13 protein-coding genes and 1 pseudogene are annotated in these 12,366 nt (G+C 70.3%); 5 read left to right on the forward strand and 9 right to left on the reverse strand.

Annotated features, from left to right (window positions below; all coding sequences use genetic code 11):
• Positions 1-11 precede the first annotated feature (11 nt).
• From M3Q35_RS29310 to M3Q35_RS29325, 4 genes and pseudogenes are all read right to left on the reverse strand, one after another.
• Positions 12-281: pseudogene (locus M3Q35_RS29310) on the reverse strand (hypothetical protein); the annotation flags it as partial.
• Positions 278-2,422 (reverse strand): glycohydrolase toxin TNT-related protein, encoded by a 2,145-nt coding sequence (locus M3Q35_RS29315; protein WP_273935789.1) that lies wholly within the window; start codon positions 2,420-2,422, stop codon positions 278-280. The pseudogene M3Q35_RS29310 and the gene M3Q35_RS29315, both read right to left, overlap by 4 nt.
• Before the next feature lie 8 nt (positions 2,423-2,430).
• Entirely contained in the window at positions 2,431-2,742 is a 312-nt protein-coding gene (locus M3Q35_RS29320; protein ID WP_273935790.1) for a WXG100 family type VII secretion target, read from the reverse strand.
• Positions 2,739-3,194, reverse strand: a complete 456-nt coding sequence (locus tag M3Q35_RS29325; protein WP_273935791.1) for a YbaB/EbfC family nucleoid-associated protein — start codon at positions 3,192-3,194, stop codon at positions 2,739-2,741. Before M3Q35_RS29325 ends, M3Q35_RS29320 begins: the two co-directional genes overlap by 4 nt.
• An 85-nt stretch (positions 3,195-3,279) precedes the next feature.
• Here M3Q35_RS29325 and M3Q35_RS29330 point away from each other — a divergent pair, with 85 nt between their 5' ends.
• Both M3Q35_RS29330 and M3Q35_RS29335 read left to right on the forward strand, forming a co-directional pair.
• Complete coding sequence (locus M3Q35_RS29330; RefSeq protein ID WP_273935792.1) at positions 3,280-3,717, forward strand: MaoC family dehydratase; 438 nt, start codon at positions 3,280-3,282, stop codon at positions 3,715-3,717.
• A gap of 93 nt (positions 3,718-3,810) precedes the next feature.
• A complete protein-coding gene (locus tag M3Q35_RS29335; RefSeq protein ID WP_273935793.1) occupies positions 3,811-4,995 on the forward strand; it encodes a serine hydrolase domain-containing protein in 1,185 nt (394 codons plus the stop codon).
• Here the strand turns inward: M3Q35_RS29335 and M3Q35_RS29340 are convergent.
• From M3Q35_RS29340 to M3Q35_RS29360, 5 genes are read right to left on the reverse strand one after another with little or no spacing between them, the layout of a single operon-like run.
• Positions 4,976-5,572: an adenosylcobinamide amidohydrolase gene (locus tag M3Q35_RS29340; RefSeq protein WP_273935794.1), complete on the reverse strand. Its 597-nt coding sequence runs from the start codon at positions 5,570-5,572 to the stop codon at positions 4,976-4,978. The genes M3Q35_RS29335 and M3Q35_RS29340 overlap by 20 nt on opposite strands.
• Positions 5,569-6,165: a GNAT family N-acetyltransferase gene (locus M3Q35_RS29345; RefSeq protein ID WP_273935795.1), complete on the reverse strand. Its 597-nt coding sequence runs from the start codon at positions 6,163-6,165 to the stop codon at positions 5,569-5,571. The genes M3Q35_RS29340 and M3Q35_RS29345 overlap by 4 nt, the downstream gene beginning before the upstream one ends.
• Entirely contained in the window at positions 6,162-7,091 is a 930-nt protein-coding gene (locus M3Q35_RS29350; RefSeq protein ID WP_273935796.1) for a hydroxymethylglutaryl-CoA lyase, read from the reverse strand. Before M3Q35_RS29350 ends, M3Q35_RS29345 begins: the two co-directional genes overlap by 4 nt.
• Complete coding sequence (locus tag M3Q35_RS29355; protein WP_273935797.1) at positions 7,088-7,612, reverse strand: PH domain-containing protein; 525 nt, start codon at positions 7,610-7,612, stop codon at positions 7,088-7,090. The genes M3Q35_RS29350 and M3Q35_RS29355 overlap by 4 nt, the downstream gene beginning before the upstream one ends.
• A gap of 44 nt (positions 7,613-7,656) precedes the next feature.
• A complete protein-coding gene (locus M3Q35_RS29360; RefSeq protein WP_273935798.1) occupies positions 7,657-8,454 on the reverse strand; it encodes a biotin--[acetyl-CoA-carboxylase] ligase in 798 nt (265 codons plus the stop codon).
• 120 nt (positions 8,455-8,574) lie between these two features.
• Here M3Q35_RS29360 and M3Q35_RS29365 point away from each other — a divergent pair, with 120 nt between their 5' ends.
• The 3 genes from M3Q35_RS29365 to M3Q35_RS29375 are packed head-to-tail and all read left to right on the forward strand — an operon-like array spanning position 8,575 to position 12,316.
• Positions 8,575-10,212, forward strand: coding sequence for an acyl-CoA carboxylase subunit beta (locus M3Q35_RS29365; RefSeq protein ID WP_273935799.1), 1,638 nt, complete (start codon positions 8,575-8,577; stop codon positions 10,210-10,212).
• Positions 10,209-10,412, forward strand: a complete 204-nt coding sequence (locus tag M3Q35_RS29370) for an acyl-CoA carboxylase subunit epsilon (protein WP_273935800.1) — start codon at positions 10,209-10,211, stop codon at positions 10,410-10,412. The genes M3Q35_RS29365 and M3Q35_RS29370 overlap by 4 nt, the downstream gene beginning before the upstream one ends.
• A 59-nt stretch (positions 10,413-10,471) precedes the next feature.
• Positions 10,472-12,316 (forward strand): Xaa-Pro dipeptidyl-peptidase, encoded by a 1,845-nt coding sequence (locus M3Q35_RS29375; RefSeq protein WP_273935801.1) that lies wholly within the window; start codon positions 10,472-10,474, stop codon positions 12,314-12,316.
• The last annotated feature ends 50 nt before the right edge of the window (positions 12,317-12,366 follow it).

A 12,366-nucleotide genomic window follows, 5' to 3' on the forward strand; every position in this document is an offset into this window, starting at 1 on the left:
TCGGCCGGGACGGGTAGCACGCCGACGGCGCCGCGGACGACCTGTGCCCAGGTCAGGCGGCCGAACAGGTAGTGGCAGGCCACCTGCTCGTTGCTGAACCGGGCCCAGTCGTAGCGGTTGCCCTGCTCGCGCCAGAAGACCTCCCAGGTCACGACGCCGTCCTCGCCGACGGGTTCCTCACGCAGCAGGCACCAGGCGTTGTCCGCCTCGGTGCCGACGGAGACGACCTCGGTCGGCACACCGACGGTCTCCAGCCAGGTCGTGATGGACTCGGCGTTCATGAAACTTCCTCCAGAAAGCCCAGCGCGACGAGGTCGGCGGCGGGATAGACGGACCGGTAGCGCACACCGCCACCGGTCTGGCCGAACCAGGCGGCGCTGATGGTCTGCCACATGGGCAGTGGCGCGAGCACGCGGTACCGGCGGTAACCGGAGTCGAGGTGCTCGGGCGGCAGCGAGCGCTGGGTGAACGGGATGCCGTCGGCGCCGAACACCCGGCCCTCGGGTGTGCCGAAACGGTCGATTACCACGTCGGGTTCAAGTACAACGGCCTCGCCGGCGTCGCAACCACCCTCTGGGAAGAGCTCGCCGGGCGGCCAGGCGTACTCGGCGCGGCGGTTCTCGTCACCAGGGCGAACCAGGAATCGACGGTCCCAGTCGCGCTCGTTCTCGCCACCGAGCGGGTCATAGCCCTCGGCGAGCTCCATGCCGTCACGAGGTTCGGGCACCTCAGCCGACTTCGTGCCGAGGTTCTGGATGAGCCCGGACTCCGGGTGGTCGTGCGGCGGGAACCGTAGGCCGGCGGCGTAGTCGACCTCGGCGGCCGGCGGCGGCAGCTGGCGCGCGGGCCGTGAGCTGGGCTTCGGCATGTGGCCGATGGGGAACATGTAGACCAGGAACAGCCCCGGCGTGGTGGTCGGCTTCTTTACCACGGGCTTGACCATGGGCGCGACGGCGCGATGGTCGTCCATATAGACGCCGGCGACGTCGCCGGGCCGGCGCGTCGTGTTCACGACGGCGGCCGCGCCGGCGGCGCTCCCGGGCTGCTGCGTGAACTGCTGCCCCGCAGCGGGCTGTCCGGTGCCGGGCTGAGCAGCGGCAACACCGCCGGCGACGCCCCCGGGAGCACCGGCCACCGGACCAGCCGCACCAGGCCCGCCGGCAGCAGGACCACCCGGCACAGCACCAGCGGGAGTTCCAACTCCAGGCTGGATCACCGCCGGCTGTCCCGGAGCCCCGGGCACTCCAGGCTGGCCGAAGACCGGCGGCATCGATCCGCGCGTCACGGGAGGCAGCCCGGACGGCGCGCCCGGTGCCGGCCCCGATCCGATGCTCGGCGAGTTGTCCACGGCCGGAGGCGTCCAGTAGCCGCCACCCCCAGTAGCAGGCGGCTGGTAGACGGGTGCCTCCGGCACTGGCGGCGGCGTGTAGACGGGCGCGGCCGACTGCACGGTTGTCGACTGCGGCACATGCGGTGTGACGTGAACGGGCCCGGTCGGCGTCGGATCCGAGTAGATCGGCGGCGGCGAATAGCCGCCGCCATGGTTCGACGGCGACGAGTAGTTCGGCGGCGCGGCGGAGTCGATGACCTGCCGCGGCACCGGCCCGGTCGGCGCGGCGGAGTTGTCCATGGGCGGAGTCCCGGCGGGCCCGGTCGTTACTGGGAACTTCCCGGTCGGGCCGTCGTCGGAGGTCCCGGGCAGCGTCGGCAGCCCGGTCTTCGGGTCGATCACCGCATCCGTGGTTTTGTCGACATATTGACCTGTCGCCGGGTCGAACCGCAGCTGCGACGGGTCGGTCGGCCCGGCCGGCGGCAACGAGTCGACGTCGGGCAACCCGGCGGACAGGCCCAGCAGCCCGCCGTCCTTGCCCACCATCTTGTCGGTGCGGCCGAAGCCCGACGGCGCGTCGGCCGTCACCGTTGGCGTGGCCAGCGCGGCTGGGTTCACGTCCGAGGTCAGCGTGCCGAGAAGGCCGTTGATATCGGCGCCGGCGCCGGACAGCAGCGTGTTCAGGCCGGCCTTGGACACGTCGCCGGGCGCGGCGTTGGCCGCCCCGGCGTGCTGCGACACCGCCGTCAGCTTGCGGACGATCTCCACCTTGGCCGCGCCGATCTTCTGCGCGGCCTGCTCCAGCCGGTCGGCCGCGGCCAGGCAGCCCTGCACGGCCTGCGTGAACTTGGCGTTCTCGCCGTGCACGAACTTGCCCCAATAGTCGCCGGCGGCGTCCGCGGCTTGGCCACTCATCGCCCCCAGCGCGTCGACCGCCGAGCGGTCGGCGTCCTTGGCCAGCGTCGTCAGCTTGGTCGCCGCGGTCCGCCAGGCCTGGGCGGCGTTGTGCATCGCCGTCTCATCGGCCTGCGGCCACTGCACGCCGACCTGGCCGGCGATCTGGGCCAACTCGGCCGGCAGGGTGATCCCCATGCGTCCCCTCAGTCCGAACGTCCGGTGGCGATGACCTGGTCCACCGAGCGGTGGATGCGCGCGTGCTCGGCCAGCCGGCCGCCCACGTCGGTCAGCTGTCCAGGCAGGGCCTTGACCAGCTCGAACGTAGCCTCGGCGGCGTCGGTGTAGCCGCTGGCGAAGCTCTGCCCGATCGAGTCCGATCCCCAGCACGGTCCGGCGTCGGCCAACGCGTCGGACAGCTCGGTGAAGATCGACTGTGCGGTGCCGGACAGGCCGTCGAGCTGCCCGGCCCGGTCCAGTACCCGGTCGACGTCGGTGCTGAAACCGCCCGTGTTCACGCGTGCCTCCCGTCGGCCAGCCAGTCGCGGTGCTCGAAGCTGTCGTCCTCGGTGGACTTTCGCACGGGATGCACGGCCGTCTGCTCCGGGTCGAGCTCCGACTCGCTCACATCGGCCCGTCCCGACAACACGGTTTCCGGATCGGTCCCGGCCGGCAGCACCGGCGCCAACTGCTCGTGCATGCGCTTGGTCGCCCCCGCGACCGCGACGTCCGTGGTGCGCACGATGAGCTCGGCCAGCTCCGACGGCCGCAGCCGCCGGTAGGCCAACTCGTCGATGACCAGGTCGACAAGCGTTCCTCTGGGCCCGACCGTGACCGTGACCATCTCGTCGTGACTGGTCGCGGTCTGCCGGATCGCGGCCATGCCGCGCTGCACCGCGACCAATTGCTCCCGACTACGCCGGTAGTCGGCCATCAGCTGGTCGACCTCGGCCTGGTGGTCAACTGGCACGCCGATACCTCCACGCTGGTGGGCCCGTCAGAGCTTCGGACGCCCGGTCGGCCCGTTCGGTTCCCCCATCGGGTAGGAATGAGCGGTGATCGCCTTCGAAGACCTTCCCACCGGCCGTGTCATCGAGCTCGGCAGCACTGTCGTCGACAAGGACGAGATGCTCGCGTTCGCCGCCCGGTTCGACCCGCAGCCGTTCCACCTCGACGAGGAAGCCGGCAGGAACTCGGTGCTGGGCGGCCTGTGCGCGTCCGGCTGGTTCACCATGGGCCTGTGGATGCGCGCGTACGTGGACAACGTGCTGGCCGACTCCACCTCGCAGGGTTCGCCCGGCGGCAAGGACCTGCTGTGGCCGGCCCCGGTTTTCCCCGGCGACAAGCTGGACTTCTCGCTGGAGGTGTTGTCGGCGCGGCTGTCGAAGAGCCGGCCGAACCTGGGCCTGGTGGAGATCCGCGCGCAGGGCGACCGCGACGGGCAGCCGGTGCTGCGTTCGACGTTCACCGGCATGTTCGGCACGCGGCCGTGATGTGCCGCGGTGCCCGATAGTGCTTGAACCCGGCAGTGGTCACGTGGTTGCTTCGACAGGGTTGCTGGCCGAACAACTGCTCTGGGGGGACTCATGCGTTGGCTGCACCTGGTCACGGCGGCGGCCGTCACGGCCGGCACTGTCCTGTGCCCGCCGGCCGAGTCGGATCTCCAGCGGCTGACCCGGGACTTGTTGACGGCCGGGGCGCCGGGCGTCATTGTGCGCGTTGACGACGGTCACGGCCGCCCGGTGGAGATTGCGCAGCAGGCGGACTGGACGAAGCGCGACCACCGGCTCGACCCTGACGACGAATACCGCGTCGGTTCCAACACCAAGACCATGATGGCCACCCTGGTGCTGCAACTCGTGGCGGCCGACAAGCTGGCCCTGACCGACCCGGTGGAGAAGTGGCTGCCGGGCCAGGTGCCCAACGGCAACGCGATCACGCTGAAGATGCTGCTCCAGCACACCAGCGGCCTGTTCGACTACACGAACGACGACCGGCTGCTGCCGTCGGTGCTGGGCAAGGACCCGCACCCGTGGACGTCGCAGGAACTGCTCGCCATCGGTGTGTCGAATCCGCCGAAGTTCCCGCCGGGCACGAAGTGGGAGTACAGCAACACGAACTACGTGGCGATCGGCGCGGTGCTGGAACACGTCACCGGGCACACGATCGCCGACCTGGTCCGGGACCGGATAGCACGGCCGCTCGGCCTTCGGCACACCTACTTCGCCACCGACGGCACGTGGTTCGGCCCGCATGTCCGCGGCTACGAGCCGGACGCCGCGCACATGCCGGCGGAGGTGCCGGCCGAGGTGCGGGATTTGGCCGGCCCGCAGCATGACGGCCACGTCGACGTGTCGAACAACAGCCCGCGTTGGGGCGGCGCGGCCGGTGCGGTCGTGTCGAATGCCGAAGACTGGTCACGTTTCTACGAAGCGCTGATGGGTGGGAAGTTGCTGCCGGCCGCGCAGCTGGCGCAGCTGCGGGACACCGTCCCGGTCGCCGGGCACGGAAACGGAGCGGGCTACGGCCTCGGCATCGACACCGTGCAACTACAGTGCGGCACGGTCTGGGGTCACGACGGCGGAATTCCCGGCTACCTCAGCGAGCACTTCACCGACGGCACGGGCCGGCGAACGGGATCGGTACTGATCTCGACGGAGTTCTTCAGCGAGTTCGGCGCCGAGCCGAAGCTCGGGGCGGCGTTCAACACCCTGGTCAACGCGGCGGTCTGCGCGATGTTCGACAAACCGGTCAGCGCAGACCCGAGCTGACGGCCTCGTGCACGGCGCGAGCTAACGCGGAACCGATTCGCGATCGGGGACCGCCGTACGGTTCGGCGGGCCCGAAGTTGGGACACAGCAGCACGATCGCGTCGGTGGCCGTGCCACTACCGTCGACACCGGCCTCGAACAGGGCCTGGGCCTTGGCTTCCGCAACGGTGGCCACGGCGTTGACCAGCGCCGCCGGGCTCAACCGAACCGGCAGTCGACACACGGCGTTGATGGTGCCGATGCGTTCTCCGGCTGCGTCCGGCGCCGCAGCCCAGGTCGGCACGCCGACCCCGGTGGTGACCTCGGCGGTCACGCCGCGTTCGGTCACGGAGACGACCTTGCGCACGTCGACCGCGGTCAGCAACCCGGTCCCGGGCCCGGTCAGCCGCAGTTCGTCGGCGAGCTCGGCGACGTGCCGGTCCGGGTCGAGGCGGTCGTAGCCGTGCGGCACGGTCGCGTTGAGCACCCAGCCGCGTTCCCCGATGCCGCCGCCGTACGGCGCGGAGGAGATGGTCTGCCGGGGAGGGTCGAACCGCCACACGAGCACCGGTAACGAGTCGACGTAGGTGAGGTTCACCGGAGGTCTCGACGCACCAGGGCCCGTTTGATGCCGCGCCGGCCGATGAGCTCGAAGCCGGCGTCGAGGAACATCGACAGTGTCCCGTGGTACAGCGTGCTGACCTGCTTGCGTTCGCCTTCGGTATCCGTGGGATAGCCCTCGATGCAGCGGGCTCCGTGCTCGGCCGCGTACGTCACCGCGGCGTCGAGCAGCGAACGCGTGATGCCCGTGCCGCGGGCCGCGCGGTCGACGAAGAAGCACGTCACCGACCACACATCCGAAAGATCCTCACGTGGATCGGGCGGTGCCGCGACCGCGGACCGGTCAAGGCGGATGTGCGCGAGGCGGGGCGCGACGGCGGCCCAGCCGACGGCTTTGCCACCGGCATCGAGAGCCAACAGCCCAACTGGCTCACCCGAGCCGACAAGTGAGCCAAGTGCTTCGCGATTGGGCTCGCCCTTGTTGCGTTTGAAGTCGTTGGCCGTCCGCCGGAACCACATGCACCAGCAGCCGCTGGCCCCACCCTGCGGACCGAGCAGCTCCTGAAGGGCGGGCCAGTTCTGCTCGGTCAGGGCGACGACCGTGACGCCCACCCCCGTGCCGGCACTCATCCGGCCAGTGCCCGCACGACCCGGGACGGGCTCGGCCGCCCCAACCGCTCGGCCATCCACGCGCTGGTGGCGACCAGCTTGTCCAGGTCGGCCCCGTGCTCGATGCCCAGGCCGTCCAGCATCCACACCAGGTCCTCGGTGGCGAGGTTGCCGGTCGCCGACTCGGCGTACGGGCAGCCGCCGAGACCGCCGGCCGAGGAGTCCACTGTGGTCACGCCGCAGCGCAGCGCCGCCAGCGTGTTGGACAGCGCCTGGCCGTAGGTGTCGTGGAAGTGCACGGCCAGGTTGTCGACCGTCGGGAACCCGCCGATGACCGCCTCGACCTGCCCCGGCGTCGCGACGCCGATGGTGTCGCCGAGGGACAGCTGCGAGCAGCCCATGTCCAGCAGCCGGGTCCCGACCGACACCACCTGGGCCGGCTCGACGTGCCCCTCCCAGGGGTCGCCGAAGCACATCGACACGTACGCCCGCACGTCGAGGCCCTCGTTGCGGGCCCGGGTCACCACCGGGTCGAACATGGCGAACTGCTCGTCCAGCGTGCGGTTGAGGTTCTTGCCGGCGAAGGTCTCGGTGGCGCTGCCGAAGATCGCGATGTGCCGGACACCGGCGGCCAGGGCGCGGTCCAGACCGCGCTCGTTGGGCACCAGCACCGGATACGAAACACCCTCACGTTGCTTCAGTCCGGCCAGCAGCTGCTCGGCGTCGGCCAGCTGCGGCACCCACTTGGGGTGCACGAAGCTGGTCGCCTCCAGCACGGAAAGGCCGGCGTCGGCCAGCCGGTCCAGGAACTCCAGCTTCACCGCCACGTCCACGACCGACGACTCGTTCTGCAGGCCGTCGCGCGCGCCGACCTCCCAGATCGTCACGCGCTCCGGCAGGCCGTCGGCGCGGACCGTGCTGGGCAGGCCGACCGACCGGGCGGTCATCGCTCGCCCCGGCTATGACCCGGGTGGAAGTCGTCGCTGGGATCGTCGTTGATCTCCCGGTAGAGCAGCGAGTGCACGTACTCCACGTTCGGGATGTCGTCGAACTCCAGCGGCTCGTCCGAGGCCGACTCGATGATCAGCGTGCCCGCGCCGACCAGCCGGTCCAGCAGGCCGTGCCGGAACTGCACGCTGTTGATCCGGGACATCGGGATGTCGATGCCGGAGCGGGTGAGCACGCCCTCGCGCACCATCACCCGGTGGGTGGTGAGCACGAAGTGCGTGGTCCGCCAGCGGATCAGCGGGCCGAGCACGATCCAGCAGATCACGATGACGGCGATGGCGCCGATCGCGATCCAGGCGTAGAGATGCCAGCTCTGGTTGCTGACCAGCGCCGCGAGATAGGCGCCGGCGGCCACCGTGATCAGGAAGACCACGATCGGCCAGAACAGCATCTTCCAGTGCGGGTGCTTGTGGATCACGACGTGCTCGTCCTCGCCGAGCAGGTCGTCTGGATAGGCCACGGCGATTCCTCCCGAAGCTGGTGACGTCGCCACGGTACCGGTGGTCAGCCGGCGGCCGAGCGCAGGTGCACCACGTCACCTGCGTGGACGCTGTGTCGGGACCCGTCGTCGGCCCGGACCACGAGCTGGCCGTCGGTGTCGATCTCCACCGCCGTGCCGACCAGCTCGCGGTCGGCCGGCAGTTCGACGCGGACCCGCTGGCCCAGGGTCGAGCAGTGCCGCCGGTACTCGGCGTGCAGGCCGGCGGCGATCGGGTCGCCGTGCTCCCGCCGCCAGGCGTCGTCCAGCTCGGCCAGGTTCTTCAGCAGGTCGATGGCTATTTTCGTACGGTCGGTCGTGGTCGCGCCCTGCTGCTCCAGCGATGTCGCCGGCAGGCCGCCCGCACCCGGCGGGACGTCGCCCGGCAGGGCCGCCACGTTCAGGCCCATGCCCAGCACCACGCCGCCGTCGGCTTCGGCCAGCACGCCGGCGCACTTCGAGCCGTTGGCCAGCAGGTCGTTCGGCCACTTCAGTACCGCGTCGACGCCGATGCCGCGGGCCGTGCGGACCAGGGCGACGCCGGCCAGCAGGGTGATCCACGGGATCCGCTGCGCCGGGACGTCCGGGCGGAGCAGGACGCTCACGTACAGACCGGTGTGCGGCGGCGACACCCAGTGCCGGGCGCGGCGGCCAAGGCCGGCGGTCTGCTCCTCGGCGAACAACACCGTCCGGTCCGCGCCGCCGGCCTGGCCGACCGCGCGCAGGTCGGCATTGGTGGAGCCGGTGCTCTCGACGACGTCGACCTGGGCGTAAGTGCCGGTCAGCGCGGCTTTGAGACGGGCGGCGTCGAGCGGAGCGGTCATGGTTGCTGAGCGTAGTGTGCGCGAAACCGTATTTCGGTGTGCCGGAGAGCGGGACTCGCTGGGGTGATGTGGGCTACGTGTCAGTAACAAGCTGGTGGGCCCTGGTTAGAGTGCGGACGCATGAGCAGTGCGACCGAGCCAGTGGGTGTCGCTCCAACGGCGGAGCCGGACATCCACACCACCGCCGGCAAGCTGGCCGACCTCTACCGCCGCAACGACGAGGCGGTGCACGCGGGTTCCGCGCGGGCGATCGAGAAGCAGCACGCCAAGGGCAAGCTCACCGCCCGGGAGCGGATCGACCTGCTGCTCGACCCCGGCTCCTTCATCGAGCTGGACGAGCACGCCCGCCACCGGTCGACCAACTTCGGCCAGGAGCGCAACCGGCCGTACGGCGACGGCGTGGTCACCGGCTACGGCACCGTCGACGGCCGCCGGGTGTGCGTGTTCAGCCAGGACGTGACCATCTTCGGCGGCTCGCTCGGCGAGGTCTACGGCGAGAAGATCGTCAAGATCATGGACCTGGCCATGAAGACCGGCAGCCCGGTCGTGGGCATCAACGAGGGTGGCGGCGCGCGCATCCAGGAGGGCGTGGTCTCGCTCGGCCTGTACGGCGAGATCTTCCGCCGCAACACCCACGCCTCCGGCGTGATCCCGCAGATTTCGCTGATCATGGGCTCGGCCGCCGGCGGCCACGTGTACTCGCCGGCGCTGACCGACTTCACCGTGATGGTCGACAAGACCTCGCACATGTTCATCACCGGCCCTGACGTGATCAAGACCGTCACCGGCGAGGACGTCGGCTTCGAGGAGCTGGGCGGCGGCCGCACGCACAACACCAAGTCCGGCAACGCGCACTACCTCGGCAGCGACGAGGAGGACGCCATCGCCTACGTGAAGGAGCTCCTCTCCTACCTGCCGTCCAACAACCTCGCCGAGCCGCCGGTGTTCCCCGGCCTTGAGGAGGACGGCTCGGTCGCCGACGGGCTGACCGACACCGACCGCGAGCTGGACACGCTGATCCCGGACTCGGCCAACCAGCCCTACGACATCCACGAGGTGATCTCCCGCGTCGTCGACGACGGCGAGTTCCTCGAGGTGCACCAGCTGTTCGCGCCGAACATCGTGGTCGGCTTCGGCCGGGTCGAGGGCCACGCGGTCGGCGTGGTGGCCAACCAGCCGACCCAGTTCGCCGGCTGCCTGGACATCGACGCCAGCGAGAAGGCCGCGCGTTTCGTGCGCACCTGCGACGCCTTCAACATCCCGGTGCTGACCTTCGTGGACGTGCCGGGCTTCCTGCCGGGCACCGACCAGGAGTGGAACGGCATCATCCGCCGCGGCGCCAAGCTGATCTACGCCTACGCCGAGGCAACCGTCCCGCTGGTCACGGTGATCACGCGCAAGGCCTACGGCGGCGCGTACGACGTGATGGGCTCCAAGCACCTGGGCGCCGACCTGAACCTGGCCTGGCCGACCGCGCAGATCGCGGTGATGGGCGCGCAGGGCGCGGCCAACATCGTGCACCGGCGCACGCTGGCCGAGGCCAAGGAGCGCGGCGAGGACGTGGAAGCGTTGCGGGCCAAGCTGATCCAGGAGTACGAGGACACGCTCTGCAACCCGTACGTGGCCGCCGAGCGCGGCTACGTCGACTCGGTGATCCCGCCCTCCTACACCCGCGGCTACGTCGCCCGCGCGCTGCGCACGCTGCGCGAGAAGCGGGAAGCCCTGCCGCCCAAGAAGCATGGGAACATCCCGCTGTGAGTGACGAGCAGCCTTTGTTGCGGGTCGTCCGGGGCAACCCGGACGACACCGAGCTGGCCGTGCTGACCGCGGTGGTCTCGGCCATCGCGGCGGCGCCGGTCCGTTCGGACGAGCCTGCTGCGCCGTCCCGCTGGGGCGCGCCGCAGGTCCGGTCGGCGCTGCGCCCCGGTCCCGGCGCGTGGCAGTACTCCTTCCGCTGACGTAGGACCCGTCTTCCGGCTCTACTGCACGGGAACGGCCGGTTCGTAACGTCGGTCCGGTGAAGGTGACACGGTTATCCACCCTGCTGACCGTTCTCGTCGCCGGACTGGCAATGGTGCTCGTCCCGGCCTCGGCAGGCGCCGCTCCCCATGGCAACAACAGCCTGGACAGCGGCAGCCAGCCGACGTACTCCTACGCCAACGCGATCCGCGAGACCGCGTGGGTCGACACCGGGTTGAAGGACCCGGCCGGCAAGGCGGTCCGGGTCGCCGCGGACATCATCCGGCCGTCGGAGCTGACCGCGAACGTGCCGGTGATCATGGATGCGAGCCCGTACTACGCCTGCTGCGGGCGTGGCAACGAGAGCCAGCTCAAAACCTATGACTCGGCCGGCAAGCCGGTGCAGTTCCCGCTGTACTACGACAACTACTTCGTGCCGCGCGGCTACGCCATCGTGCTGGTCGACCTGGCCGGCACGAACCGGTCCAACGGGTGCGTGGACATCGGCGGGCCGTCGGACATCGGCTCGGCCAAGGCGGTCATCGACTGGCTCAACGGCCGCAGGACCGGGTACACCTCGGCGACCGGCTCCACCACCGTGAAGGCCACCTGGACCAGCGGCAACGTCGGCATGATCGGCAAGTCCTGGGACGGCACCATCGCCAACGGCGTGGCCGCGACCGGCGTGGCCGGACTGAAGACGATCGTGCCGATCTCGGCCATCTCCTCCTGGTACGACTACTACCGGGCCAACGGGGCCGACCTGACCGCCGGCCAGCCGTCCGGGCTGTCCACGCTGGTCGAGACCTCGGCCGCGCAGAGCGGGTGCGGCAGCGTGCAGTCGGCGATCAACGCCGGCTCGCCGACCAACGGCAACTACACGTCCTGGTGGGACCAGCGCAATTACTACGCGCAGGCGGCCAACGTGCACGCCAGTGTGTTCGTCGCGCACGGCGTGCAGGACGACAACGTCAAGCCGATCAACTTCGGGCAGTGGTGGGACGCGCTGGCCGCGCACGGCGTGGAACGCAAGATCTGGCTGTCGCAGACGAGCCATGTCGACCCGTTCGACTACCGGCGCGGCGCCTGGGTCGACACCCTGCACCAGTGGTTCGACCACTACCTGATGGGCATCGACAACGGCATCCAGAACGGCCCGCAGCTGTCGGTGGAACGCACCCCGGACAACTGGGTCGACGCCGCTTCGTTCCCTGAGGCGTCCACCGCGACGGGCCTGAAGTTGAGCGCCACCAACACGAACGGCCTCGGCAAGCTCGGCAGCACCGCGCCGACGGCCGGTTCCGTCGAGTCGTTCACCGACAACCCGAGCCTGAGCGAGACCAACTGGGCCAGCAGCCCGGACTCGGCCAACAGCGCGCGGGTCGTGTTCAGCAGCGGCACATTGGCCAACCCGGTCACGGTGTCCGGCACGAGCACGATCACCGTGACGGCGTCGTCGTCGGCCAGCAGCGGGCAGGTGTCGGCGGTGCTCGTCGACCTCGGCCCGGAGACCATCCGCAACTGGTCGGGCAGCGGCGAGGGCATCACCACGCTGACCACCAAGTCCTGCTTCGGCTCCGGCACGACCGGCGACACCGGCTGCTTCCTCGACACCAAGGCCGACACCGTCAGCACCAACGCCTCGGTGATCTCCCGCGGCTGGGCCGATCTCGGCCACTACGCGTCGCTGAACAGCAAGGCGACGCTGACGCCGGGCAAGGCGTACACGATGACGTTCAAGCTGGCCCCGACCGACCACCAGGTGGCGGCCGGGCACCGGCTGGCGCTGATCGTGGGCGGCACCGACAACGGCTGGATCACCGCGGGCGCGGCCAAGCCGAAGATCACGCTGGACCTGACCAGGACGTCCCTCCAGGTTCCGCTGGTCGGCTCGCTGCCGTAAAAGCCTGGGCCACGGGCGGTGTCGGCCGCCCGTGGCCTAGGGTTCGCAGC

It is taken from the genome of Kutzneria chonburiensis, assembly GCF_028622115.1.
GTDB classification, from domain to species: Bacteria; Actinomycetota; Actinomycetes; order Mycobacteriales; family Pseudonocardiaceae; genus Kutzneria; species Kutzneria chonburiensis.